The sequence below is a fragment of the Treponema sp. SP13 genome (assembly GCF_050938355.1).
In the GTDB taxonomy this organism is placed as follows: Bacteria; Spirochaetota; Spirochaetia; order Treponematales; family Treponemataceae; genus Treponema_D; species Treponema_D socranskii.
The window spans coordinates 202298-229064 of sequence record NZ_JADOVM010000003.1 but is presented as its reverse complement, the minus strand read 5'-3'; the positions used below and the strand labels follow the sequence as shown (position 1 = coordinate 229064).

General features: G+C 49.2%; 24 protein-coding genes and 1 tRNA gene. 14 read left to right on the top strand and 11 right to left on the bottom strand.

Annotation, left to right across the window (positions count from 1 at the left end; all coding sequences use genetic code 11):
• Positions 1-122 precede the first annotated feature (122 nt).
• The 9 genes from ilvC to IZU26_RS07230 all read left to right on the top strand — a co-directional run bounded on the left by ilvC (position 123) and on the right by IZU26_RS07230 (position 8360).
• Positions 123-1610, top strand: a complete 1488-nt coding sequence (ilvC, locus tag IZU26_RS07270) for a ketol-acid reductoisomerase (RefSeq protein WP_310822333.1) — start codon at positions 123-125, stop codon at positions 1608-1610.
• Between the two features lie 75 nt (positions 1611-1685).
• Positions 1686-1964 carry an HU family DNA-binding protein gene (locus IZU26_RS07265; RefSeq protein WP_162147000.1) on the top strand — a complete coding sequence of 93 codons (279 nt, stop codon included), beginning with the start codon at positions 1686-1688 and terminating at the stop codon, positions 1962-1964.
• Positions 1954-3453: an HU family DNA-binding protein gene (locus IZU26_RS07260; protein WP_021329517.1), complete on the top strand. Its 1500-nt coding sequence runs from the start codon at positions 1954-1956 to the stop codon at positions 3451-3453. Before IZU26_RS07265 ends, IZU26_RS07260 begins: the two co-directional genes overlap by 11 nt.
• 16 nt (positions 3454-3469) lie before the next feature.
• Positions 3470-3715 (top strand): TIGR03905 family TSCPD domain-containing protein, encoded by a 246-nt coding sequence (locus IZU26_RS07255; protein WP_021329536.1) that lies wholly within the window; start codon positions 3470-3472, stop codon positions 3713-3715.
• A gap of 152 nt (positions 3716-3867) precedes the next feature.
• Positions 3868-5703, top strand: a complete 1836-nt coding sequence (locus IZU26_RS07250; RefSeq protein WP_433277902.1) for a phosphoenolpyruvate carboxykinase (GTP) — start codon at positions 3868-3870, stop codon at positions 5701-5703.
• A 304-nt stretch (positions 5704-6007) separates the two neighbouring features.
• Positions 6008-6081: transfer RNA gene (locus IZU26_RS07245), tRNA-Ala, on the top strand.
• Between the two features lie 487 nt (positions 6082-6568).
• On the top strand, positions 6569-6739 hold the full coding sequence (locus IZU26_RS07240) for a hypothetical protein (protein ID WP_433277900.1): 171 nt from the start codon (positions 6569-6571) through the stop codon (positions 6737-6739).
• Positions 6740-6753: 14 nt separating this feature from the next.
• Positions 6754-6954 (top strand): hypothetical protein, encoded by a 201-nt coding sequence (locus tag IZU26_RS07235; protein ID WP_433277898.1) that lies wholly within the window; start codon positions 6754-6756, stop codon positions 6952-6954.
• 383 nt (positions 6955-7337) lie between these two features.
• Positions 7338-8360, top strand: a complete 1023-nt coding sequence (locus IZU26_RS07230) for a PfkB family carbohydrate kinase (RefSeq protein WP_433277896.1) — start codon at positions 7338-7340, stop codon at positions 8358-8360.
• An 88-nt stretch (positions 8361-8448) separates the two neighbouring features.
• Here IZU26_RS07230 and IZU26_RS07225 read toward each other — a convergent pair whose 3' ends face one another.
• The 5 genes from IZU26_RS07225 to IZU26_RS07205 are packed head-to-tail and all read right to left on the bottom strand — an operon-like array spanning position 8449 to position 13833.
• Complete coding sequence (locus IZU26_RS07225; protein WP_021329523.1) at positions 8449-8925, bottom strand: methylglyoxal synthase; 477 nt, start codon at positions 8923-8925, stop codon at positions 8449-8451.
• 34 nt (positions 8926-8959) lie between these two features.
• A complete protein-coding gene (prtP, locus tag IZU26_RS07220; protein ID WP_433277895.1) occupies positions 8960-10696 on the bottom strand; it encodes a dentilisin complex serine proteinase subunit PrtP in 1737 nt (578 codons plus the stop codon).
• A gap of 11 nt (positions 10697-10707) precedes the next feature.
• Positions 10708-12558, bottom strand: a complete 1851-nt coding sequence (gene prcA, locus IZU26_RS07215; protein WP_433277893.1) for a dentilisin complex subunit PrcA — start codon at positions 12556-12558, stop codon at positions 10708-10710.
• Positions 12559-12567: 9 nt separating this feature from the next.
• Positions 12568-13149: a dentilisin complex subunit PrcB gene (prcB, locus tag IZU26_RS07210; protein WP_433277891.1), complete on the bottom strand. Its 582-nt coding sequence runs from the start codon at positions 13147-13149 to the stop codon at positions 12568-12570.
• A 33-nt stretch (positions 13150-13182) separates the two neighbouring features.
• Positions 13183-13833 (bottom strand): 5-formyltetrahydrofolate cyclo-ligase, encoded by a 651-nt coding sequence (locus IZU26_RS07205; protein WP_433277889.1) that lies wholly within the window; start codon positions 13831-13833, stop codon positions 13183-13185.
• Positions 13834-14071: 238 nt separating this feature from the next.
• Between IZU26_RS07205 and IZU26_RS07200 the strand changes: the two genes are divergently transcribed.
• The 5 genes from IZU26_RS07200 (at position 14072) to IZU26_RS07180 (ending at position 17830) form a co-directional block, all read left to right on the top strand.
• Positions 14072-14350 (top strand): co-chaperone GroES, encoded by a 279-nt coding sequence (locus tag IZU26_RS07200; protein WP_021329442.1) that lies wholly within the window; start codon positions 14072-14074, stop codon positions 14348-14350.
• 98 nt (positions 14351-14448) lie between these two features.
• A complete protein-coding gene (locus IZU26_RS07195; RefSeq protein ID WP_433277887.1) occupies positions 14449-15333 on the top strand; it encodes an alpha/beta hydrolase in 885 nt (294 codons plus the stop codon).
• A gap of 43 nt (positions 15334-15376) precedes the next feature.
• Positions 15377-16021, top strand: a complete 645-nt coding sequence (locus tag IZU26_RS07190) for a flavodoxin family protein (RefSeq protein WP_433277885.1) — start codon at positions 15377-15379, stop codon at positions 16019-16021.
• A gap of 490 nt (positions 16022-16511) precedes the next feature.
• Entirely contained in the window at positions 16512-16769 is a 258-nt protein-coding gene (locus IZU26_RS07185) for a BrnA antitoxin family protein (protein WP_187385069.1), read from the top strand.
• Between the two features lie 251 nt (positions 16770-17020).
• Positions 17021-17830, top strand: coding sequence for a class I SAM-dependent methyltransferase (locus tag IZU26_RS07180; RefSeq protein ID WP_433277883.1), 810 nt, complete (start codon positions 17021-17023; stop codon positions 17828-17830).
• Between the two features lie 40 nt (positions 17831-17870).
• On the opposite strand, the gene IZU26_RS07175 is transcribed toward IZU26_RS07180, so the two are convergent.
• From IZU26_RS07175 to groL, 6 genes are all read right to left on the bottom strand, one after another.
• Positions 17871-19787 carry a tetratricopeptide repeat protein gene (locus tag IZU26_RS07175; RefSeq protein ID WP_433277881.1) on the bottom strand — a complete coding sequence of 639 codons (1917 nt, stop codon included), beginning with the start codon at positions 19785-19787 and terminating at the stop codon, positions 17871-17873.
• Between the two features lie 20 nt (positions 19788-19807).
• On the bottom strand, positions 19808-20260 hold the full coding sequence (gene nusB / locus IZU26_RS07170; protein WP_021329411.1) for a transcription antitermination factor NusB: 453 nt from the start codon (positions 20258-20260) through the stop codon (positions 19808-19810).
• Positions 20261-20269: 9 nt separating this feature from the next.
• A complete protein-coding gene (locus IZU26_RS07165) occupies positions 20270-21370 on the bottom strand; it encodes a peptidylprolyl isomerase (RefSeq protein WP_021329431.1) in 1101 nt (366 codons plus the stop codon).
• Positions 21371-21500: 130 nt separating this feature from the next.
• A complete protein-coding gene (locus tag IZU26_RS07160; RefSeq protein WP_433277878.1) occupies positions 21501-23309 on the bottom strand; it encodes an alanine--tRNA ligase in 1809 nt (602 codons plus the stop codon).
• A 74-nt stretch (positions 23310-23383) separates the two neighbouring features.
• Positions 23384-24970: a pallilysin-related adhesin gene (locus IZU26_RS07155; RefSeq protein WP_433277876.1), complete on the bottom strand. Its 1587-nt coding sequence runs from the start codon at positions 24968-24970 to the stop codon at positions 23384-23386.
• A gap of 145 nt (positions 24971-25115) precedes the next feature.
• Positions 25116-26744, bottom strand: a complete 1629-nt coding sequence (gene groL, locus IZU26_RS07150) for a chaperonin GroEL (protein ID WP_433277874.1) — start codon at positions 26742-26744, stop codon at positions 25116-25118.
• Positions 26745-26767: the final 23 nt, after the last annotated feature.

Genomic DNA, 26767 nt, shown 5'->3' with positions numbered 1-26767 from the left:
AAAATCGAATTTTTGCAGCTTTACGCACGGCGCCTATTCTTCTATACTGTACCCGTTTGAGCGGGCGGCAAAAGACGCTCCTTGAAAAGTATGTAACAGCGATGTATCGCAGAGGTGATTGTATGGGTGAACGAAAAAATTATTTTAATTCGATTCCGTGGCGTGAAGCGCGCTTGCAGCTCGGTCATTGCCGTTCCATGGCGAAAGACGAATTCGATGACGGAGTAAAAGCGCTCAAAGGCAAAAAGATCGTCATCGTCGGCTGCGGCGCTCAGGGTTTGAATCAGGGTTTGTGCCTGCGCGCGAGCGGTCTCGACGTCGCGTATGCACTCCGTGAAAGCGCCGTGTCGGGAAAGCGGCAAAGCTGGAAAAATGCGGTCGAAAACGGTTTTAAAGTCGGCACTTATGCCGAAATGATTCCCTCCGCCGACGTGATCGGAAACCTGACGCCCGACAAACAGCACACGCCGGTTATCACCGAAGTTTTAAAATATGCACGTAAAGGCGTTACGATTTGGTATTCGCACGGATTCAATATCGTCGAAGAAGGCATGCAGATTCCGAAAGAGGATACCGTTATCATGTGTGCGCCGAAGGGGCCGGGTACGGAAGTGTGGCACGAATTCCAGCGCGGTTTCGGCGTGCCCGATCTCATTGCCGTACATCCCGAAAACGATCCGGACGGACGCGGCTGGGCGGAAGCGAAAGCGCTCGCCGTCGCTATGGGCGGCAGCAAAGCCGGCGTTCTCGAATCGTCTTTCGTCGCCGAAGTGAAATCCGATTTGATGGGCGAACAGACGATTTTGTGCGGTATGCTGCAAGCGGGCACTATCGTGTGTTGGAATAAAATGACGGCGAACGGCATCGCGCCCGGCTATGCGGTGAAATTTCTGCAGCACGGATGGAATTATATTTCGGAAGCGCTCAAGTGGGGCGGCATTACGAATATGATGGATCGCCTGTCGAATCCTGCAAAGATCAAAGCGAACGAACTTTCAAAGCGGCTGAAAACATTGCTGACGCCGCTTTACCGCAAACACATGGACGATATCATCAGCGGCGCGTACAGCAGGACGATGATGAAAGATTGGGACAACGGCGACCGCGATCTGCTTGCGTGGAGAGAGGCAACAGGGCGCCTGCCGTTTGAGACGACCGAAGAATCGGGTGATGCGATTTCCGAACAGGAGTATTTCGATAAGGGCGTTTTGCTCGTCGCTATGGTAAAGTGCGGCTGCGAACTCGCGTTCGAAACGATGGTCGAAGCGGGCATCATGCCGGAAAGCGCGTATTACGAATCTTTGCACGAAGTGCCGCTCATCGCAAACCTCATCGACCGAAAAAAGCTCTACGAAATGAACCGCGTCATCTCAGACACCGCAGAATACGGCTGTGCCCTCTTTGCGAACGCTGCCGTTCCTTTCCTCGAAAAGGAATTCATGCCTTCCGTCGGCATCGACGTGATCGGCAAGGGGCTGAACGATGCCTGCAATTCGGTGAACAACACGGAACTCGTCGCCGTCAACGCAGAGATCCGCAATCACCCGATCGAAAAAGTCGGAAGCCGCCTCCGCGCTTATATGACGTCGATGAAGCCGCTCGCCGAATAATGCGCCTGTGCGCGGTGCCGCGCGTACCGCGATATGGCTCTGGCTTTTTTCTCGTTTTATGCTATAATAATTATTATGATACGTTCGGATTTGATAAAAGCGATCAGCGCAGCGGTCGAACTCGATAAGAGAACATGCGGCGAAATCGTTTCGGCGATGCTCGAAGAGATATACACGGTTTTGGAAAACGGCGGCAAGTATACGCAGCCCGGATTCGGCGTTTTCGACACCCACCTCAATAAGGGAAAGATCTCGCGTAATCCGTTTACGAAACAAAAAATGCGTTATCCGGAAAAGCGCACCGTACGTTTTAAGCCGGCAAAAATTTTAAAGGATACGCTCAATGCCGAATAAAAATACGCCTCGCGAAAAATCGATGCAAGCGTCCTCGACGGAATCGGTAACGCTTTCCGTGCTTGCCGAACGTGTGAATCGACGCCTCTCGGACAAATCGCTCGACGACAATAAAATCAAGCAAGTGATAAATTCGTTTTTCGATACAGTACGGCGCGATATCCTTGACAACGGCTCGTTTAAACTGCTCGGTTTCGGTACTTTCGATCGGATGCTCGTCGACGAAAAGGAGCGCACGGATAGGGTTACCGGTGAAACGATTTTTACGCCCGGGTACTATAAAATAAAATTCGTTCCGGTGTCGGCGCTTGCCAAGCGCGTCAATAAACCGTACGAACACTTGCAGCCAGAAGTGATCGAAGAAGCGCCCGTCGAAGAAGAAGCGAAGCCTGAGCCGGATGAAACGCCGATCGATCCCGCGACCGAAGCGCTGCGCGATGCCTTTGACGAAATTGACGATCCCGATATCGATCAAGGTCAGACGGATGAGCCCCGTTTCGATTTTTCATCCGAAGCGCCGCCTTCCGCCGCTTCGGAAAATATTCGCTATGCGCCGCAGTTTACGCATCATGCGGCGCCCGATCCCTATGCACCCCAGTCTGCGCCGTATGCGGCACCCGACCACTATGTGCAAACGGCGGATATGTCGCACTGTTCCGTTTCGCCCGTTTACGATGCGGAAACGCAGCGGAAGCGGAGCGGGGAAATCGACGGCAAAGCGGCGGTCGAAAATCAGACGGTGCGCCATGCGGTCATACAGCAGCAAATTATCGAACAGCAGATCGTGCAGCAGCACGTGATTCAAAATCGGCATGCCGGCGAATTGCCGGAAACCGAAGATAACGTATACGATACCGATTACGACGGTGACGATTATGAAGAGGGAAGCCAGCGCTATATCAGCCGCTGCTGGTTTTTTGCCGGCGTTGCGGTAGTTCTTACCGCTTTGATGATCGGTGCACTCGCATACGTGCTTACGCACCGTACTCCGAAAGCGGCGGCAAAGTCCGTGCGTGAGATGCCGAAAACCGTCGTCGCCGAACCGAAAACCGTTGTCACGGAAGCGGCGCCGGAAATACGGACAGTATCGTTGCGGATTGCTGCCGACGACAATCTCTACGCCGCCCTTGCGCAAGCGGAGTACGGGGAGCGAAACCTGTGGCCGTATATTTTCAGTGCGAATATGCTGCGCTATCCCGATCCCGACAATCCGGGGGCTGCGCGCGAACTGGTCGTGCCGTCTAAACCCGACAGAGCGATCGACCGGCGCGACATAGAACTTTCCGTGATCGACGTGTACGATTCGTACCGTTCGCTCATTGCGGCAAATCCCCGCGGCAGAGCGGCCGCCATACGCAAAGAGCACGCGGTCATTTCGCTCATCTGCGGAGAGTCGCTGTACAGCGGCTTTATCGACAAGTACGCGATTCGCTTCAATGTCGAAGACGTGAGCACGGCACGGGAACAAATTAAAAACGCCGCTCGGTAGCATTCGACATGATACTATGAAAGAAATAACGTTTAAAACACAGGGGACATGCGCCCGCACTATCCGCTTTACAAAAGGGGACGACGGACGTATCACGGATATCGTATTTACCGGCGGCTGCAGCGGCAATTTAAAAGCCGTTGCAAAACTCTGCGACGGCATGACCGCCGAAGAGATTGCGGCGAAACTTGCCGGCAATACGTGCGGATTTAAAAAGACGAGCTGTGCCGATCAGCTGGCAAAAGCGGTGCTGAGCGAATAGTAAAAAATCGATTTTCATGGGTGCGGCGAAATTGACGAGAGCGGCGCTCGACATGCGTGCTCATTGTCAAAAGCCGGGAAATGCGCTATATTGTTTACAAAACCGCTATGAAATCACCGCAGCCGTAATACAGGTATGTATAGGAGTTCTTTATGGAAATAAAAGATTTGAAAAACGCTAAAATCAAAGCGTGGGTTGAAGAATGGGTTAAATGGTGCGAACCGGACAGCGTCTATATCTGCGACGGTTCGAAAGAAGAGTACGACAGGCTTATGAAAGAGCTCGTCGATGCGGGGCTCGCGACGGCACTCAAGAAAAAACCGCACAGCTATCTTTTCCGCTCGCTTCCATCCGACGTCGCACGTGTCGAAGCGCGTACTTTTATCGCGTCGAAAAAAGAAGAAGATGCGGGTCCGACGAATCACTGGATAGATCCCGAAGAACTCAAAAAGACGATGAAAGCGCTGTACAAGGGCTGTATGCACGGCCGTACCATGTACGTCATTCCGTTCAGCATGGGGCCGGTCGGTTCGGCGATCGGTAAAAACGGTATCGAAATCACCGACAGCGCATACGTCGTGTGCAATATGGACATTATGACGAGAGTCGGCACGAAAGTCCTCGACAATATCGGATCGGACGGTGCATGGATTCCGTGTATGCATTCGGTCGGGAAGCCGCTCAACAACGGCGAAAAAGACAACGGCGTGTGGCCCTGCGCCGACATGGAGCACAAATACATTTCGCAGTTCCCCGAAGAACGCACGATTTGGTCGTACGGTTCGGGTTACGGCGGAAACGCTTTGCTCGGCAAAAAATGTTTTGCGCTCCGCATCGCGACGGTACTTGCGCGCGATGAAGGCTGGCTTGCAGAGCACATGCTCATCTTGAAATTGACGAACCCGAAAGGCGAAGTAAAATACATAACCGGCGCGTTCCCGTCCGCTTGCGGCAAAACGAATCTCGCGATGCTGCGCCCGACGCTGCCCGGCTGGAAAGTCGAAACGGTCGGAGACGATATCGCGTGGATGAAATTCGGTAAAGACGGCCGCTTGTACGCGATTAATCCCGAAAACGGATTCTTCGGCGTCGCGCCGGGAACGTCGGACGAATCGAACTACAACGCGATGCGCGCGGCGGAAAAGAATACGATCTTTACGAACTGCGGCCTGACCGAAGACGGAGACGTTTGGTGGGAAGGCATCGGTTACAAACCGGAAGGTAAAGAGATCGTCGACTGGCACGGCAACAAACGCCCCTGCCCGGAAAACGACAAAACGCCGAAAGACAAAGAACAGTGCGTCGCGCACCCGAACGCGCGCTTTACCGCGCCCGCACATCAGTGCCCGTGTATCGCGTCGAATTGGGAAGATCCGAACGGCGTGCCCATCAGCGCGTTCCTGTTCGGCGGACGCAGACCTTCAACGATTCCTCTCGTACACCAGGCGAGAAACTGGAACCACGGCGTTTTCCTCGGTTCGATCGTCGGCTCGGAAGTAACGGCCGCCGTCATCTCCGATCAGGTCGGACAAGTGCGCCGCGACCCCTTTGCGATGCTTCCGTTCTGCGGATACAATATGGGCGATTATTTCGGACATTGGATCGATATCGGTCACAAATCGACCGAAGATAAACTGCCGAAAATTTTCTACGTAAACTGGTTCCGCAAAGACGGCGACGGTAACTTTATGTGGCCGGGCTACGGTGAAAACAGCCGCGTCCTCGCGTGGGTATTCGACCGCTGTGACGGCAAAGACAACTACATCGACACCGCCATCGGCTATATGCCGAAAGAAGGCGCAATCGATACGACGGGATTGAGCGACGAGTATAAGAAAAATATGGCCTCGCTTACGTCTGTCGATGTTGACGGCTGGAAAAAGGAAATCAAAGACATCCGCGAAAACCACTATCCCAAATTCGGAAAGCATTTGCCGAAAGAGCTGAGCGAATGTCTCGACGATTTGGAAAAACGGCTGAATAAATAATACGGTTGAATGTGAGAATGGAACGGGGCTGTCTAAAAAGCGTTCCTTAAAATGCGGCATTGCAGGAAGTATCAACTTTCGAAAATGCCGCATTAGTGCGCGTGCTTCGCAACGAGCGCGACAGCGCGAAGTTTCGAGCGGCGCACAGGTTGATACGCGAGTTTTCGGCAGTCCCGTAAAATGCCTGTGATCGTGCCGGAATGTGCGTACGCTTACCGTGTCAAGCATTGATCAGGCTCGGCTTATTCACTGTGCACCGCATTCTTGACAGTGCAGCCGAAATTTTGTTATAGTAAATAAATATGGGGGTGTAGCTCACCTGGCTAGAGCGCTTGCATGGCATGCAAGAGGTAGTCGGTTCAAGTCCGATCATCTCCAAAAAATAAAGACCGACCGTTATTCTATCGCCTATCAAATTCAACTGTAAATTTGCAAAGAACCGACTACCGGAGTAGTGTTATTGTATTCTTTTGCTTTTTTATGTCTATAATGGGATTTGTGTTGATTTTGATTTCAAGAGAAAAAAATCTCATGTAAGGATAAGTTTTTTGTATTCATTATTTTTTCTGTTTGTTGGCATTTATATGTCTTATACAATGTTATTTTCAAAAGTGATACGGCAAAAAAAGGAAAATAACATTCTTTACGCAAAATGTAATGCTTTTCAAAATGCAACTCGTATTCTTTTAGAGTCTAAAGATATCAATTTATTTTTAGAGCACGAAGATAAGCTTATAGAACAATATTGTGAAATGGTGCTATAAAACATATAAATAATTTATTTTTCGCAAAACTTCTGTAGTTTTTGCAAGGAATATAGCACAAGTGTTGAGGCTTGCTTTTTTTTTACAAGCAGAGTTATATTTTGGTAGAAGAATTCGGAGACGGCAGAATCCTCCTTGAACCTCGTGAACTCACAAAGCCGTTCCAAGTTTCCGAAAATACCCTCAAAATGATGGATTCAAGCATGGAAAATTTCAACAAAGGACTTGTTTCCGAGCCGATCGACTTATCTGCCTATGAGGATATTATCTGATGTTTAATATGCGAATGGGAATTCCTGAAATGAAAGACTTTTGGGAATCGTATCTTGAAAATAACAAACCTGCCGCCGGAAGAATTTTCTGGGTATATGGTCCGAACAAATCCGACATCACGATAATCGGTCTTGAACCTCACCCGAATGACAAAAAAGATGCATATCGGAAAATAACGCTTTCTGCTATGGATAAGTCTTCGGAGCGGAAATGAGCTGTTGCGTTACGAAAAATTATTATTCTCCGCAAAAAAATTTATGCCTATGGGGCCAATAACCCGGTACGCTATATAGACCCTGGGGGTAAGAAAGATGAAAAATAAAATCTTACCGACTTTTATTGGTGTCGTTATTATAAATTTTTGTTTAGCTTTCTTGTTATTTAGATATAATGGAACTGATTTAGGAATAAAAAACACAATAATTCTTTTATCTGATGATTTGTGTGTACAAATTCCGTACATTACAGTATAGTAGAAACAGAAGTACAAAATGGCAGTAGCACTAAAAAATGAAGCATTAAAAGGTTTGTTTGAATGAATTTTACTTTAGTGTCAGTCAAATACCTGCAACACCCGTATCAATTTTGGAAGATTTTATGGCCCAGGTAATCACGTTCGGAGAAATCATGCTGCGCCTCGCGCCGGAAGGCTACAAACGCTTCGTGCAGGCGGATAAATTCGACGTCGTATACGGAGGGGCGGAAGCGAACGTTGCAGTTTCTTTGGCAAATTTCGGCATACCGGTTTCGTTCGTCACAAAGCTTCCCGCGCACGAGATGGGAGACGCGGCGCTGAACGAACTGCGCAAATTCGGTGTCGACACAAAATCGGTTGCGCGAGGCGGAAAGCGGCTCGGCATCTATTACGCGGAAAAGGGTGCAAGTCAGCGCGGCTCCCTCGTCATCTACGACAGGGCGGGTTCTTCTTTTCAAACGGCATCGTCCGAGGACTTCGACTGGGACAAAATATTCGACGATGTGTCATGGTTTCACTTTACGGGCATAACGCCCGCGCTCGGAGACAATGTCGTGGCAATCTGTCTCGAAGCGTGTAAAAAAGCGAAAGCGAAAAACATCACGGTGAGTTGCGATTTGAATTTCCGCAAAAAATTGTGGAATTCCGAAAAAGCGGGCAAAGTCATGGCCGAACTCATGGAATATATCGACGTGTGCATTGCAAACGAAGAAGACGCGGAAAAGGTATTCGGCATCGCCGCGAAAAACACGGATATAACCGGCGGCAAGCTCGATAAAAAAGGCTATGAAGACGTCGCAAAACAGCTTGCAGACCGATTTCACTTGCGGCAGGTTGCGATCACGCTCCGCACGTCGCTCGGCGCATCGGACAACAAATGGGCAGCCCTCCTCTATGACGGCAAACAGTATTATTACAGCAAAGAATATCTCATCCGCATCGTAGACAGAATCGGCGGCGGCGACAGTTTCTGCGCGGGACTCATCTACGGTAATTTGATGGGATCGGATCCGCAAAAGACGGTAGATTTCGCCGTTGCCGCGAGCTGTTTAAAACAGACGATCGAAGGCGATTTCAATCACATTTCGGCGGAAGAAGCGGAAAAACTTATAGGCGGAGATGCGTCGGGCAGAGTGAATCGTTGACGGCGTGCTTCGCTTGCCGGAGTAAAACATAACGGGGCGGGACTGTCGAAAACGCAACCGACTTTTTAAGGCAGCCCCGATCCGCACGTCACTCTTTTACTTTAAGGCTTTCTTCGAACGCTTTTCTGTCAAACGGCGCGTAAATCGGATCTTTCGGCACATAGCCGGCATCGTCCCACAGCGAACTCGTGATCATTAAATCGGCGCTGTAGCGGTTGCACGCGATCGGTATATTGTGGATCCTGCACTGGCGCAAAAGCATTTGAATGTCGGCTTCGTGCGGCTGCGGATTCAAATCGTCTATAAAAAAAACCGCAAAATCGATTTCCTTTCGAACGACGAGCGCCGCGATTTCAGCATCCCCGCCCATCGGCCCCGAATGCATGCACGTGATATCGCTGGCGATGCCGCGCTTCATAAAGGATTCCCGCACGAGCGTGCCCGTCGTCCCCGTACCGAAAAGCCTGTGCTGTGAAAGCATTTCCGCATTGTTTAACGCCCAGTCGACGATATCGGCTTTTCGGTTATCGTGCGCTACAAGCGCGATCCGTAATTTCCGTTTCATAGGATGTTCCTCACGCGGTATCCGTTACAAACCGTCACCAAGCTATCGTAATAGTTTGATCCGAAGTTCCGCCGGTAAAATCCTGTTGTTTTACTTTTGTTCCGTCGGAAACAAACAGCGTATACGCTCTTCCCTTTACAAAACCTTTAAAATCGATTTTACCGGAACTATTCTTCAGCGGCACATATACAAGCGGCGTATGTGTAGCCTTATCGATGATACACACGCTTTCGTTTACCGGAGAACCGAGCCCGGTAACTTCGAGCTTTACCGTTCCCTCGCCGTACACATCGTTTGCGGCAGGAACGGTATTTTTTTGAACCGAATCGGCAGCCGCCAAAACGTTTACCCGTCCGTGTCCGAACCTTTCGTCAAAAGAAGCCGCGCCGTCTATTTTATCGGCAGTATTTTCAATCAGCGTTTTTATCTGATACGGCGTTAAAGAACGCGCGTTGTCAAAAGAAAGCAAATAGCTTATAAGACCGGTTACAAAGGGGGCAGCCATGGAAGTTCCGCTTAGAGAAACATAAGACGATGCAGTCGAATTGCCGCATGAAATAATGCTTTCTCCGGGAGCGGCGACGCTTATCCACGCGCCGTTGTTGCTGAAACGGGCTTTTTTGTCTTTACCGTTTGTCGCACCGACTGCGAGTACGCCGGGGAATGCCGCAGGATAGGCCGGCGTATAGCGCCCCTCGTTTCCCATAGCGATTACGGGCAACACGTTGTGCATAAGTGCGTTCGTTAAAATACTGAAAGCGTATTCCGAACCGATCGAGTTTCCGAACGACATATTTACCGGAACCGTTTTTTGCGTAATTTGAAAATTCGAATCCATATATGAAGGGAGTTTTGCTTTTTCCTCTGCCGTTCTTGCTGTCGGAGCTTTGCGCAAAATTTCGACGGTGTTCGTCAAATCGGCTAAAGCACCGTACACTGCCCATGCCTTCCCGCCGCCTTTACAACCCAGCGATTGATACGAAATAAGTTTTGTCTTTTTCCACGCGACGCCTGCAATACCTTTGTCGTTGTCGCCGAGCGCGCATATAATACCGGAACAGTGAGTACCGTGCCCGTCATCATCCCAATTCGAGCCGAGCGGCACTTCGGTAAAAGGATTTCCGTCTCCGATATATGAACCGCCGACAGAAGTTTGAGCCGATTTTGCATACAACACTACCGATTCCACTCCGTTTTTAAAATCTTCGTGCAGCATATTTATACCGGTATCGATAATGCCTGCAACGACATCTTTGTCGCCGTAGCCTACGGCTTTGTATGCTTGCAGTGCCTTTGTTATATCGAGCGCATAAGCGCTTTCAGCCGATATAGGATCTTTTAAATAGTCGCCTTGTTTCAAGCCTTGTGTACTTATACGAGGCTCTCCGGCTCCAAACGGCAAAACACCGGTTTGTTTTGTACCGTCGGGCGGCGTAACTTTATAATCGTTGTCCGCGCTGAGCACGCCTTTTATCGAAAAGACGGATTTCAGCAATGCCTCATTGCCGGTATTTTTATGCAAATACCAATAGATAAAGCCCGTACCGGTTAGAGAAAGCTCGCCGCATACGTCGATACCCTTATCCGTAAAAAGCTCTTTATCAAAACCGTCGGCAGTTTTTGCGATGACAAAACCTTCGACAATATCGTTTTTGTTCGGTTTATACGGCATCGTGCCAGCCGTAAAACCAGCCGAACCGTTTACAACGGGAGCGCAGGCAAAAAACAGAGCGCCGAATGCCGCAGCTAAAATCGCCAGTATCTTTTTCATCCTTTTCTCCTTTAGTCTGCAATCGTAAACGTAAAGCGGCCGTTTACCGCATTTGCACCGTTTGAGTCGTTGTTTCCGTACGATATGGCAGGACAAAATCCTTCATTACCGTCGTCACCCGTATATGTATATTCTTTTACAAAATACAAAGCGGTATCGTCGTCAAGCGAAACATCATCACTTCCCCAATCCTGTATATCCCACTGATAGCTTGTTCCTTTTTCGTAGCTCATGGGTAAATTCAAACCCTTCCCGCTTCCCATGGGAATAACATTAAAAAACGGAACCCGAACGAATTTTTCGGTAAACTCAATAATCCCCGTCCTTTTATCCACTTTAACAAGGTCGTCAAGTGAACTTACATCGTATCCTCTCAATATACCGGCAGTAATCAAATCGGAAACTTTTTTGCGTCCGACCAGCATGCCGGTCGTCGGATTGCATATTTCGATTAAAATTTCCGGACGACCTCCGTAGTCGAAAACATAAAGCAATTTGGCGCCGAAATAGGGAATACCTCGGAAATCGTTTATCAACAAGCCCAAACGCATATAATCGCTTTGTACCGAGCTGAACATATTCGTATTGCTTATTTTGCACTTATATGTGAAGTTTGCCGCATTTGCAGATGTAACAAGGACATTATTCGCAGGAGAAGTCAATTCATACGTAAACGATTCCAAAAGCTTTGTCGTTATAACGGGAGAATACTTTTCGCTTTTCGCGTTAAATGCTTTGATTTTATATTCGTATTCTTTGTTTTCTTCCAAAAGCGAATCGCCGTCGACACCGACATGAAAGCCCTGTCCGCTGTAAGTTTCTGTCTTTAAATCATCGTATAAAGTTCGGCTCACAAAGCGAAAATCCTGCGGCCTTCCTTTTTCCCGACGATACAGGTCAAAGCCTAATATTTTTTTATGAGAACCGAATTTCGTAAATTCGAACCTTACCAGCATCCTGTAAGACGAACGCCGCCCACCGACAGGTTTGAGGGAGTATAAGTTTTCCGAATACGGCAGCCGTTCGGCGATCACGGCAAGATTTTCGAATTTGCAAGTCGATAAATCGGAAGCGGATGCCGCAGAAGCGCTGAAAGTAACCGGTATATGTTTTTCGATACGATTGTTCGCAATATCGTAGCCTACGACAATCAACGTGTCTTTGCCGTCCGGCACTTCTTCGAGATCGAACGTACACGTCGATGTAAATACGGTGCCGCTTTTACTTACGGCACACGAACCGCTTATTCCGCTCATTTGATTCGGCGCTTTGCCTATGCCGAGCTTTGCACCGAAAGCTCCGGAAGCCGTTTCTTCTACAGCGCCGACATCGGATTCAAATACAATGCGCACTTTATCGGAAGTTGAAATAACGGTACTTTCGTCTATATCGGTAAAACTTCCGTTTCCGGACTGTGCCGACTTTATGTTAGGAGGTGTAATGCCGCGGGTTATCGTTCCGTGTACAGGCTGAATTAAAGACAGGTTTTGTTTTGCTATCGGAAGCGGCTTCCAGTTTTCAAGTCTGGAGCCGGCCCATTTTCCTTTTTCGCCGATAAGTTCGAAATCGTACCGCTGATCCGTCGCAATATCGTAAAGCATAACCTTACCGTCCGTTACCGTGTAACCGCTTCCGATTTGTTCCGTTGTTCCGCTTTTATACACGTTAAGCGTCGTGCCGCTTACAACAGTGCCGCCGATAGAATCGATCACCTGTATCCGTATGGTAGAAAATTCCGCAGACGTTTCATCAGGGAAAAAAGGTTCGTCGCCGCTGTCGGAGGATTGCGCGCAACCCGTCATCGAAATAATCAATGCACACAAACATACCGCCGTGCACGCGGTTTTCCATAGCGTTTTCACCATAACCTCCTATAAATCAAACTCCGGTTTATACCTTTGCAGCTTGACGAAAACGGGCTTTGAAGAGGGAACATCTATACTGATTATAAGGTAGGGAGTTGTAAAAGCTTGCGTTACTATTTGAGTCGGCTCGGGGGCGGTTATTAAAAATACCGTTTCCACGCCGTCTTTTGTATCTATCGCGGAATAAAGTTTGATGCCGTAGCCGCCGGTATTAAAAGGCCCTGAACGCACTGCGATGACCTTTTTCCGCTCAAAATCGATTTTCGGCGCCGGCCTGTCCGAGCGGTCGTGCAAACGCGCATACAGCTTGTCCAAGTCTTTTTGGTTTTCGATTACCGCAGTGCCGAATTCCGCGCCATAATTTCCTTCTTCAAGGATTTCGTATGAGACATCCACACGTCCCTCTCGTCCCGTCAAAACGGCATCGGGATAGAGACCGGCGTTTTTATCACTTTGTGCGGATACAAATCCCCCTGCCTCGTACGATACGGACGGCGCAGTCGTACTATCCTGCAATTTTGCGGGAACCGATTTACACGCGCTCAGAAAAAAAGCGAATAAAACGATTAAAAGAATATGTTTACGCATCTCTTTGTAAAGTAGCATATTTCGTTTTTTTTATCAATATTCGTATCGCTGCACATACCGCGAACACGGGAAGATGCCGTCCTCGCACACGATATGCGAAACGCTCGCGTCGCGGCCGCCGGAGGGGACATCGCTTATGATCTGACACGAAAAACAAATACCCGCCAAAACCGGAGACGCGTAAACAATCCGCGCGATATATCGATCGTAAAAGCCCTTTCCTTTGCCGAGCCGTCTGCCGTCGCGCGAAAAAGCGAGAGCGGGTACGAGAAAAAGCGAGGCGTGCGGAAAGTCTTTCGTATCGACTTTTTCGAGAACGGTTTTCGGCTCCGTGAGACCGTAGGCGCCGATTTCCGTCTGCGCTTCAAACGGAAGAGCCGCATCGAGATAATAAAATTCCATCGTACCGTCAGTATCGATACAGCGCGGGAGCGCGGCTCGCTTTTTGTCTTTCAATGCGGATGCGATGATACCCCTCGTTTCGACTTCGCTCGGATCCGATGCGAATATAAAAACGGCATCTGAGGCCGCATAGAGTTCGGAGCCGAGCAGGAGATCTTCGATCTTTTTCGACGCCGCACCCGCACGATTTTTTTCCGCGGTAAATTCAAAAATCGCCTTCCGCATCGCCTGACGCACGATCCGCTTTTTTTCCGCAAGTTCCGTTTCATCCGATTGTTTCATAATCCGCCGGAAAAGCCTCTTTTCACAATTAAGCGCCCGTTCCCTGTTGACGACGCGGGCACAAAATAAGTATATTATAAATATATAAAGATTGTAAGGCTTTATATACTGTTTACACAAACGAAAGCCGTCATAAAAAGCGGATGCTTTTTATCGACTGCGGTTTTTGCGTTGCGGAAACTGCGGTTTGCGCTTTTCGGCGCGCAGCTGACGGCAGCTTTTACCATAGGAGCATAGCATGAAAATCAAACCTTTAGCGGACAGGGTTCTCGTCAAAAACGAAAAAGCGGAATCGAAAACGGCATCGGGCATCATTATCCCCGAAGCGGCGCAGGAAAAAACGCAGACGGCAAAAGTCGTCGCCGTCGGACCGGGTACCGAAGAAGACAAAATCACCGTAAAAGTCGGCGAACGCATCATGTACGACAAATACGCCGGCACGCAGATAAAAATCAACAACGAAGACCACCTCATCCTCAAAATGAGCGATATCATCGCGGTTATCGAAGACAAATAAATTACAAGCTGCGTTCATCGTAAAGCCGGCGGAAGCCGGTTTTTTTATTTTCGTCATTCATTGATGCGTAAAACGATTCGAAACTTCGGAGAAAAGCGATGAATAGATTTTCAAAAATGACGGCCGCTATTGCCTTTTGGAGCCGTCTTGCTTTATCGGCAGCTGTTTTATGCATCGGAGCCTTCGCCGCGGCAGAGACAAACTCGGCGCCCGCCTTTAAAGTCGAAGAACAAAACTTTCAAAGAAAGGGCATGAAAATATCCGGAGAGCTTTTTATCCCCGACCGCGCATCGCCCGTGCCCTTAGTCATCCTTTCGCACGGATTCGGCGGAAACCGTGGAGGCGTTAAAGGCTATGCCGAATCTTTTGCGGAACGGGGTATTGCCGCATACATTTTCGAATTTATCGGCGGCGGCAACCATATCAAAAGCGACGGAAAAATGACGGAAATGTCGGTACTTACCGAAGCCGAAGATTTGATTGTCATTCTCGATAACTTAAAAGCCGACGCGCGTTTTAAGCCCGAGCAAATCTTTTTATTCGGAGAAAGCCAAGGAGGCTTTGTTTCGACGTATGTTGCCGCACTGCGCCCCGCCGATGTAGCAGGCTTGGTTTTATTATACCCCGCTTTTGTGTTGCATGATTACGTTCGGCGGCGCACACCCGATCCGGAACGGATTCCCGCCGAAATGAAGCTGCTGGGAAAAACCGTCGGGCGGATTTATAATAAGGATGTACTGTCATTTGATATTTATACATTGATGCCGCAATATTCCGGCAAAACGCTCATCATTCACGGAAGCGCCGACTCGCTTGTGCCGCTGTCGTATTCGGAACGGGCGATTAAAACCTTCCCCGACGCGAAACTCATAACGCTTGACGGCGCAGGACACGTCTTTCACGGAAACGCAATGCGGAAAGCCGCGGAAGATGCGGTAGAATTTGTGCAAAGCATAATCGGCGAAAAACGACCTCAGGCTTGATAAGAAATTACCTTTTCAAACATAATATTTTATATGAGGATTTATGAAAAAAATACTTCTATTAAATGCAAGCCCAAGAAAGAATTGGAATACTGCACAAATACTTAAATCGGCTATGAGAGGTGCTCAAACTGCCAGTGCGGAAGTTGAATATATCGATTTATACGATTTGAATTTTACGGGATGCAGAAGCTGCATGCTGTGCAAAAGAAAAGGAGTTGAAAGATGCCGATGTTATTGGAAAGATGACCTTTCTCCAATAATAGAAAAAGTTTTTTCGGCAGACGCACTCTTTATCGGAACTCCTATATATTTAGGAAGACCTACGAGTCACTATTTTGCATTTATGGAACGCTTACATTTTTGTTCACTTTCTTATGATGACTATAGCAATTATTTCAAAGGAAAGGTTAATGTTGTGCTGTTTTTAACAATGAATGCGACAAAAGATTTTTACGATAAACTATATAAGGAAAAATTTGAAAATTACGCAAATGAATTTAAATCATTGAATGGCAATGTTACCTTGTATCCATGTTATAATACACTGCAAGTAAGCGATTATTCAAAGTTCGATATGGCAAGTTTTAGTGAAGATAAAAAGAAAAAATCACGCGAAGAATGTTTTCCAATCGATTTGGGAAATGCCTTTCAGCTCGGTAAAAAATTAAGCGGCCGGCTATCTTAAGTTTTCCTTATCAATCAACACCCCCGACGTAGCCTCGCAGCGAAGCTTCAAGCGGCGTCGGGGTATTAACCCCTCCACACGAATAAAAAATACCGATATTTTGGAAACTATACGAGCTATAGCATTACAAAAAAGATTGACAAGCATACATAAAAGAAATACAATTCCGATATACAAAAGAGGTGTTTTTAATGACAGTCGTTCAAGGGCGTTTTGAATGGGATAGCGATTGGATTTGGCAGTATAAACGGATTAGTAATCGTTGCAACAATTTTCATAGAGCGGGATCGAATAAGAATTATTTCTTCACGTCTTGCAACAAAAAAAGAGGAGGCTTAAATTGAACGTCTGAATAGCGTCGTTCAATTTAACTTCGAGTTTTCTTTCAGAAAACTCGTTCATCGAACTGTGCGCAAGGTGTGCACGAATTGCACAGCTCCTAAATCTGAAGACCTACTCGCTGTGCAATTTTAAGAAGAGGCTTTTTATTATGAACAACAAAAAAACTTTGACAGCTGAAAGAGTTGCAGAAATCAGAGCAAGGGGAATTGATTTTTCAGATATTCCCGAAATTACGGATTTTACCGGCTTTCAACCCAGATACCCGCAATATTTTAAACCTAAAAGAGAACAAGTTTCAATTAGATTAAGCAAATATCTCGTTGATCACTTCAAGGCAATGGGTAAGGGGTGGCAGACAAAAGTAAATGATTTTCTAATGGAAGCAGTAGATAAAGGTCAAATATGAAAACTTACTTAAAGTACATATTTTCGTATATTTTTACTTTATCTTTTTTTCCTTTTTGATTTGTTGTGGGTTCTAAAGTTTAACAAACCCGACGCAGAGTACAGAAATATTAAACCTTCCACGCGAATAAAATTCGGCCGGTTACATTAGGCTTTCCTTTATCAATAAATTTCTCCTGTCAACAATTTTTCCCTTGACTTAAACCGAGCTTTAACTTGTATAATATTTTATGGAGGTGTAATAAAAAACCTATGAATGAATTTAACAGCGTAGCCGATACCATGCTTATTCCGATGGCGGCGCGGATTTATGCGTCAAAACGCTTTCCCGAATATTTTTATGATAAAACGGCTTTGTCACTGGAAGGGAAAATTCCCGCAGGAGCGCTTGAGCGGATCCAAAAATCATCTTCCGAGTACACGATGCTGGCTTCGGTTGCCCGCTATTACAATTTTGACGAAATGATTAAAAATTTTCTTGCGCAACACGAAAAATGCAATATCGTCAATCTCGGTGCGGGACTCGAAACGGCTGCCTTTCGGCTGCATGCGGACGGTACGGTTTTTTACGAAATCGATTTACCCGAAGTGATCGAACGGCGAAAAACTATTTTGGGCGCAAAAGAAAACGAAAGGCTTATCTCAGCCGATATTTTTACGTTGGAATGGACTGAACACATCGATACCTCGCTTCCGTCTTTACTCATCGTCTCAGGTGTCTTTCAATATTTCCGCGAAGAAAAAATCGTGCGGTTTTTATCGGACGTAAAAAAGCGCTTTCCTAAAGGGGAATTGATTTTCGATGCGACGAATGAAATCGGCATAAAATACGCGAATAAGTATGTGCAAAAAACGGGCAACACGTCGGCACAGATGTATTTTTACGTAAACGACGGTCAGGCTTTTGCACAAAAATGCGGCATGAAGCTCGTTGAGCAGCGTACCTTTTATACCGCCGCGCGGAAAATGCTCAAACGCAAACTGAAGCTGTATACCCGCATCGCGATGAAAGTGTGCGATGACGGCGGAAGAACGATCATCCTGCATTTAAAGCTGAACTGAACTGCCCGCGCGAGCAAGAGTTTTGATGCGATCGAAACGCTTATCGGCTTTGTTCCGTAAGGCGGTCTCTTAACAATTTTGCGCGTGCGTGAGTCGGAACAAGGGCGAGCGCGTAACCTGCCGAGCGGAGCGCTTCCCGTGTTTTGCCCTGTGCGCTGTAGATGAGCGCCATGCGGTATTGGATTTCAGCCCGCTGCATCGCATCCGCAGCACGGACGGAAGAGGCCGCATAGAGATCGATCGCCTGTACGTTCGAGCCGAGACTTTCGTATATCATCGCGAGGTTCATGCACGACGGCGTGGAGACGAGGGACGAAATCGTTTTGCCGTCCGTGCCGCCGCCGCTTTCATACACGCAGTATTCGTAGAGTCGTATCGCCGTATCGGCAAGCCGGCCGTAAGCTGCAAACCACGCCGCATATTCGGCTTCGCGGATCGTCATGTCGCGCACGCTCGAAGCGCACGATTCCCAAAAATCGCGCGATGCGTCAAAACCGTACTTTGCGGCGATGCTCTTTCGAAAGAGACGGAAAGCGTCGTCGTAACGCCGGTAGGCTAAAAGGCGATTCAGCGCAAATTCGAAAATAACATCGGGATAGACGTTTGCGCCGACACTGCTGCGTTCGAGTTCGTTCCATACGTCGGATATTTTTTCATCCGGTGTCAGAGAAAAATCGGTTTCGTATTTTAAATGCAAGCGCGCGATATACAATACGGGATTATTGATTCTCTCGAGGCTCCGGTCGATACGGTATTCGGCGTCGCTCACCGGAATCTTTGCGCGCCTGTCGTAAGCTTCCATCTTGAGCGTCGCAAGTCCGTTGTCCCTAAGCGTGAGTTCCTGCAAATCTTCCGACGGAGGCATACTCGTCCGCCGTGCAAAATCCGCATACGCGATGAGGGCCGGCGCATAATCGGGCCATGCGTTTACCGTATCGGTTAAAAGGCGGCTTGCTTCGTCATCGTTGCCGTTCGCTTCGGCGTACAGCGCGCTGTCGACAAAGAGAGAAGGTAAAAGAGAACTCACATTTTCATCCGCAATGTTCATGCCGCCGGTATTCCGCTCCATTTCGGCAATGACGCTGCGCCTCGCCCGCTCGGCTTCTTCGGTCTCCGAAAGCGCGATATGCGAATCGGAGAGGACGGCAGCTATTTCGACGGGCGACACTCTGTGACGGGAACGGATCGAAGAGGTCGGATAGAGCGAACGCGCTTTTTCGGCATAGGCGGCCGCTTCTCCGAAACGGCGCGAATCGAACATGACGAGGCTCCAAAAAAACGCGTCTTCCGGTTCAAAGCAGTCGGTAGGTTTTATCGAATACGCCGTATCGTAATCGCCGTCTTTTAAGCAGATAAGCGCCGCATCTCGGAGCCAATACGCATCGTTCGAACCGGCGTATGCGTCGCAAAAGACGGAAAAAAATCGCTTATCGAAATACTCGGAAGCGTTTGCTCCTTTTTCGAATGCAAGCTCGTGCAAGTACGCTTCGGAATACACCGAGCCGAAACGCGTACCGCGAAGGCATTCGGCGACCTTTACCGCTTCCGCTCCCCTTCCGGAGCACATCAAAAACTGCGCGTACACCGCAGACATTTCGGGATTTTTCGGATTGCGCTTCAATCCGCGCACAAGCGTCTTTTCCGCAAGAGCCGTCTCTCCCATTTCAAAATAACGGCGGTAGATGCCGATACGCGACCACGAATCGTATACGTATTTTTCGGCTTTTTTCAATTCCGAAAGCGCGTCCCTGTCCTGCCCCTGTTCGCTGAGCGCGTCGATGTCATCGAGCATACCGGTAAATGAAGAACGAGATGCGCTCATCCTGCACGATGCGGCACATACGACGAAATAAAAATTAACAATTAATAAAAAAAAACAAAACGCGTTCGGAAGATGAGCGGAATTCCGCCGGAGACAAAAATCGCGTACGCCAAAACACACGAACTTTTTTTTCATGACGTCCCTCGTCCCGTCCCTTACTCGGCGGACGCTTCGGCGGGAGACGGCACGGAAGCGGCTTTGCCGATTTTATCGAGCACCGCGTTGATAAAGCGAAACGAATCGTCCGCTCCGAATTCCTTTGCAATCTGTATGGCTTCGTCTATGACGACGGAAGCGGCGATGTCTTTTTGATATAAGAGCGAATACACGCTCATGCGCAAAATGGACAGCGATACTTTGTTTACGCGGTCGAAATCCCAATTCGCGGCGAGGTGCTTTTTTATATTTTCGTCTATTTCGGAAAGATGTTCGACCGTGCCGGCAGCCAAAAGCCGCGCGAATGCATATTCTTCTTTGTTTGCGTCTTCGGCTGGAACGCCGCTTTCCGACGCCCACGAAAATGAGAGCAGGTCTTCAAGCGGGATACCGCCCACTTCGTAAGAGTACAGCGTTTGAAATGCAAGCACCCTACCCTTTCTGCGCGACACGGGATTTCCTTACCAGCTTAAAAGCTTATCCAGTTCGGCGCCGGTTTTTTTGCGGTCGACGTTTTCGCTCACGTCAAGCGATTTGGAAATCTCGTTTGCGGCCTTTTGCAAATACGCCATCTGCTGCTGCTGACCGAGATACTGCATGATGTAATTGTAAACGGTAATCGTCGTTCCCGGGCGGACGATATCGCTCAAACCGAGCAGTTTCGCGTCATATTTTTCTATGATGGAATAAAATTGATAATTCGTTTCGTTGTCCTGAACGTCGGAAATATATCCGGGCGTACGGGAAAAGAGTTCGAGCAGCACGCGATAGGATATACCGAGCTGCACAGCGCTCGTTTCGGTTTTATTGATAAGCATTTCGCCCGCTTGGAAACCGGATTTTTCAGCCTGAGAGCGGACGCCGATCTGCGTGCGTGCCGAGGACGGATCCTTTGCGCTTTTGAGCGTATTCCACATTTCCGTCGCTTTCGCTTTTGCGTCGTCCGGCGACGCTCCTTTCGGCACAATGACGAGGAAGAGGCGGAGCATATCGCTCCACACGAAATTCGCTTTATTCATTTCATAAAACGAACGGATATCTTCGTCCGTCGGTTTGACGTTGCGAAGTTCGGCTTCACGCTGCTGCTGGATATACTGCTGCGCCGTAATCTGCGCTTTTAAATAATCCTTATACTCGGCGATAGACATACCCGCCTGCTGCTTCATAAACTCGTCGAGTGACATCTTTGTCTGCTGGCGCACGACGGCGTTGAGTTCCTGCTCGGTGAGCGTATCGTTTCTGCCGATCATCTGCGACATCGACTGGAGAAAGTTTTGATTTACCGTGCTGTCGGGAATGGAAATACCCGCTTTTTGCGCCGCCTGATTGATGAGCTTTTCGGAAATGAGGGCGTCGAGCGTTTGCTTGCGCTCGTCGACGGTCAGCATCCTGCCCGCCTGCTTTTCGTACACGCCGACGCGCGTTTTAAGCTGCTTGACGGTAATCGATTCGCTCTTATTGAGCTTTATCACCGCGAGGACTTGCAAATCCGACTGCGCAAAAACGGACGCCGCCGAAACCATCAACATACAACAGATGAGGGTAAAACGGTTTACTTTCATTGTATCTAATCCTTTCCAATAATAACAAAATTTACAGCGATGTGTTACACGTGCGTTTCGTTAAACATTCGTCAAAACCGCTTTCCCGTACATACGTTTTACGCGTTCTAAGCGACGGCTCAACCGAAAACTACGCCCCGAGCGGCAATCCGCCCGAGATGACCGCACGGATGCGGCGCACGCCTGCGGAAGATGACTGCTCTTTCGTTATCTTAAACTGCCCGATCTGCGCCGTATGCTCGACGTGCGGGCCTGCGCACACTTCTTTGCTGAAATCGCCGATGGAATACACGGTAACGCGTTCGCCGTATTTGTCGCCGAAAAGCGCGCGTGCTCCGGTGTCTTTGGCGTCGTCGAGGCTCATCTCTTCCACCGAAACGGGAAGGTCACGCGCGATCTGTTCGTTGACCAAATCTTCGACTTTTTGCACTTCTTCTTTCGTCAACGCACGTGAAAAAGAAAAATCGAAGCGGAGGCGTTCGGGCGTAATATTCGAACCCTTTTGCGCGACTTCCGGCCCGAGCACCCGCTTGAGCGCTTCGTGCAGCAAGTGCGTCGCCGTATGATATTTCGTCGAAATCTCCGAATGATCGCCGAGACCGCTTTTAAAAGCGCCGGCGCTCAGCGTACGCGATTCTTCCTGATGCTTTTTTTCCTCTTCTTTGAACGAGTCGATATCGACCGTCATACCGTGTTCGCGGCCGAGCTCTTCGGTCAGTTCGATCGGAAAACCGAATGTATCGTAGAGCCTGAAAGCGACGCGGCCGGGAATCGTTTTATGCGGATTTTTTAATAAATTCGGCAAAAGCTTTTCAAACTCCGTTTCGCCTTTTTTCAGCGTCGCAAGGAATTTATCCTCTTCCGCGCCGAGCTGTTCGAAAATAAAATCTTTTTTGCCTTCGAATTCGGGGTAAGCTTTAACGTATTCGCCGATGACGACGTCCGCAGGCTTTGCGAGAAAGGCGCCTTCGATGCCGATCTTCCGCCCGTGGCGCACCGCACGGCGGATCACTCTGCGGAGGATATAGCCCGCGCCGACATTGCTCGGCGTCACGGCTTTTTGGTCGCCCAAAATAAAAGTCGCCGTGCGCACGTGATCGGAAATGATGCGGATCGATATGTCGACGTCTTCATTTTCGCCGTACTTTTTTCCCGAAAGCGATTCGATACAGCGGATAATCGGAACAAAAACATCGATTTCGTAAACGGACTTCATACCGCCGAGCATCGCGACCGTGCGCTCGGCTCCCATGCCGGTGTCGACGCATTTTCGCGAAAGGGGTTCGAAGGTACCGTCTGCGGTTTTATTGTACTGCATAAATACGTTGTTCCAGATTTCGACGTATTTTCCGCACGGACAGCCCGGCCGGCAGTGAGAAGCGCAGGCTTCTTTCCCCGTATCGTAAAAAATTTCCGTATCGGGACCGCAGGGACCGGTCAAACCCGCAGGCCCCCACCAGTTGTCGCTCCTCGGCAGATAAAAAATCCGCTCGCGCGGAATGCCGCAGCTTTCCCAAATGGCGGCCGCTTCGTCGTCGCGCGGCACCGCGTCTTCGCCCGCAAACACCGTCACGGAAATTTTTTCCGGCGGAATCGCAAGCCATTCTTTACCCGTCAAAAATTCCCAGCTGAAAGCGATCGATTCTTTTTTAAAATAATCGCCGAGCGACCAGTTGCCGAGCATTTCAAAAAACGTCAAGTGCGACGGATCTCCGACCGAATCGATGTCTCCGGTGCGCACGCATTTTTGATAATCGGTGAGCCGCGTTCCTTCGGGGTGATTTTGCCCTGAAAGATAGGGAACGAGCGGCTGCATGCCGGCGGTCGTAAACAAAACGGTCGGATCGTTGTCGGGAATGAGTGACTGACCGCTTATTTCCGCATGTCCTTTGCTTTTAAAAAACGCGATATATTTGGATCGAAGTTCATCTACAGTCATAAATTTGATGATATAAATTCAGTGCTTTAATGTCAAGGCGAAATCTACGCCTGCCGCGCGGTACCGTCGGAGCGTCAGCCCGCTTCGCGCGTCAACGTAAACGTACGTCCTTCGGCCGGGTAGCACGCGTCGGGTGCGATGCGAACGGGATCGAGAGAGAGCGTATGGTAGTCGGTTTGAACTTCGGCGGCACGGCGGGAAGAAGCGGGAATCGTTACGCTTTTAAAACGCATTTCATACGCGCTTGAAAGCAGCGGAGAATTCAGAGACGATCGAAATTGTACGACGTGCTTTCCTGCAACGGCACCGGCTACATAGATGCCCTCGTCGTATGCGTTATCGCCCGAAACGGTATATGTCGTTTTTCCGAATTTGATAACGAGACCGTTGTCGGTCTTCCACTCCGGCCATTTTTCGAAGATTGTTTCGTATTCATTTTTCTGCCGGGTTTCAGGCGCAAAGGACGCGAGCGCCGTCATCTTCCGATAGCTGCCGTCCCATAAATTATTTTCTTTAATAATCATGCGCACGTCGTCGATGATGTGAATACGCACTTCATCGATGCCCGCAAGCGAAATGTCGCAGCGGCGCTGCATATTCGTAATCGATTTATTCGTCGTCGTAATGTAAATGCCGCTTCTGCGCAGATTGCTGTCTTCCCACGCGTACACTTCTTCGGTATTTTCGTAGAGAAAAATCACTTCTTTTTGCGCATGATCGAAAAAGAGATAGCGTATGCCGTCCTGTGAAGACGACATCTTGTACCACAGGCCGTCGAGAAAATCGGCAAAGGTTTCGACGGTTCCGTCTTGGATGCGCGCAAGTTCACGGGCGGCAATCCTGCTTCCCGTGACGCGCACTTGCCGCGTTTCGGTATATTTTTGTTCCCTTTCGTTCCATCGGTATTCGGTTTGAATTTGGCTCAAATTCGCATTTTCGCCGCCGCCGGAATCTTTTGCGGAACTGTACACCCACACCGGAAAACTCGCGCCGCGCGACTGCGAAAGTTCGTACGATATGGAACGGTCATCCTGCTGAATAAAAATCGTGCCGTCCGATTCGAAATCGCCGATCTGCACGAGTTCGCTTTTATTGCGTTCTTTGCGCATCATGTAGATCGCCAAAACGCTCGTGCCGTCGTCTTTGACGCCTTGATAAACAAGGGCGTTTTGATGTTCGCCGAGCATGTCGATGCCGGTATAGGAAAAGGTGCGCGTGCGGGAAATATCCGTCGTGATTTCCGTTGTGCGGACGTACGCGTTCCGTTCGGCATCGTAGATACCGACGATGAGCACAAGGTACGGCACGCCCTCTTTGCGGACGGCGACGACTTGATCCTCTTTCATATCGTTATTTAAATCGATGGACAGCGTGCTTATCAGCGTTTCGTTGAGCGAAAGCGGCACGAATGACGTTATCGCTTCGTTATCGGCTGAAAGCGCATCTCCCGACGATTGATTTTCGGCTTCTCCCGGAGCAACGGGCGTTACGATCCGCGCGCGCGGAAGGCGCTCCGACTCCTGTCCGATAAAAATGCGTGCGACGAAGAGAAAAGCGATGACGAACGAGGCGATTATAAAAAGCACGGGAATCGCTTTATTGAGTTTGCCGTTTTTCGATTTCGCACCGCGTCGGGCGGACGGAGCGGGTTTTGATGCCATACAGCTACTATACAAAAAAGCGGGTGCACAGGGCAAGTGTTCGGAAAAAAGCAAAGCTTGAAAGCACCGCATCGTTCGCGGCGCTTTCGGATTGCCGAGTTTACAAAGCAACCTGTGCGCGTGCGCGCACAGGTTCATCCGCTTATCAATACATGCCGCCCATATCCGGAGACGGAGCTGCCGGCGGCGCTTTCGGCTCGGGGATATCGGTGATCGCGCATTCGGTCGTCAAAAGCGTACCCGCAATCGACGCTGCATTCGTGAGCGCGGAACAGGTAACTTTCGCCGGATCGATGATACCCGCTTCGACGAGATTTTTCCACTCGTCTTTCGACGCATCGTAGCCGACGCCTTTCTTTTCGGCTTTCGCTCTCTCTGCGACAACCGCACCGTCGATGCCCGCGTTGTCCGCGATTTGGCGGATCGGTTCTTCGCACGATCGCTTTACGATCTTAAAGCCGACTTTTTCGTCTTCGCTGATTTCGGCGGGAATCGCTTCGAGCACTTTCGACGCTTCAAGCAGCGCGAGTCCGCCGCCTGCAACTACGCCGCTTTCGAGAGCTGCGCGGGTCGCTGCGATCGTGTCTTCGACGCGGAACTTCTTTTCTTTCATTTCCGTTTCCGTCGTCGCGCCGACGTTGATGACCGCAACTCCGCCGGAAAGTTTTGCGAGGCGTTTTTGCAGCTGTTCTTTATCGTAGCTCGACGTCGTTTTTTCGATCTGCATTTTGATCTCTTCGATGCGTTCGTTGATGGCGCTCTTTTTGCCCGCGCCGCCGACGATCGTCGTATTGTCTTTGTCGATTTTGACGGTTTTCGCTTTGCCGAGCATATTGATTTCGGCGCTTTCAAGTTTAAGGCCGACTTCTTCGGTAATTACTTGTCCGCCGGTCAAAATCGCGATGTCCTGCAGCATATCCTTTCGTCTGTCGCCGAAGCCGGGCGCTTTTACCGCGCAGCATTTGATCGTGCCGCGGATCGTGTTGAGTACGAGCGTCGTGAGCGCCTCTCCGTCGACGTCTTCAGCGATGATGATAAGTGCCTTTCCTTCGTTCGCGACTTTTTCGAGAATCGGGAGCAGGTCTTTCATCGTGGATATTTTTTTGTCGTGAATCAAAATATACGCGTCGTCGTAAGAGGCTTCCATGCGTTCGCGGTCGGTGACGAAATACGATGAAATATAACCGCGGTCGAATTCCATGCCTTCTACGGTGTCGACCGTCGTGTCCATGTTTTTCGATTCTTCGACGGTGATGACGCCGTCTTTTCCGACTTTTGCGATCGCATCGGCGAGCATCTTGCCGATTTCGGTGTCGTTGTTTGCGGAAATCGTCGCGACGTGCGTGATGTCTTCCTCGCCTTTTACCTGTTTTGCATTTTTATTGACTTCGTCGACGACGAGCTTGACGGCTTTGTCCATGCCGCGCTTTACTTCGATCGGCGTCATGCCGGCCGCAACGGCTTTTACGCCTTCGCGGACCATCGCATAAGCGAGAACGGTCGCCGTCGTCGTGCCGTCGCCCGCATCGTCGTTCGTCTTGGATGCGACTTCGCGCACAAATTGAGCGCCCATGTTTTCATAGGGATCCTGCAGTTCGATCTCTTTTGCAACGGTAACGCCGTCTTTCGTAATAACCGGCGAACCGTATTTTTTGTCATACATAACCATACGGCCGCAGGGTCCGAGCGTTACTTTTACCGCTTTCGAAATCTGCTCAACTCCCGCAAGCAATTTTTTGCGGGCATCTTCATTGAATAACAACTGTTTAGCCATTTTAATGCAACTCCTTACTAAAT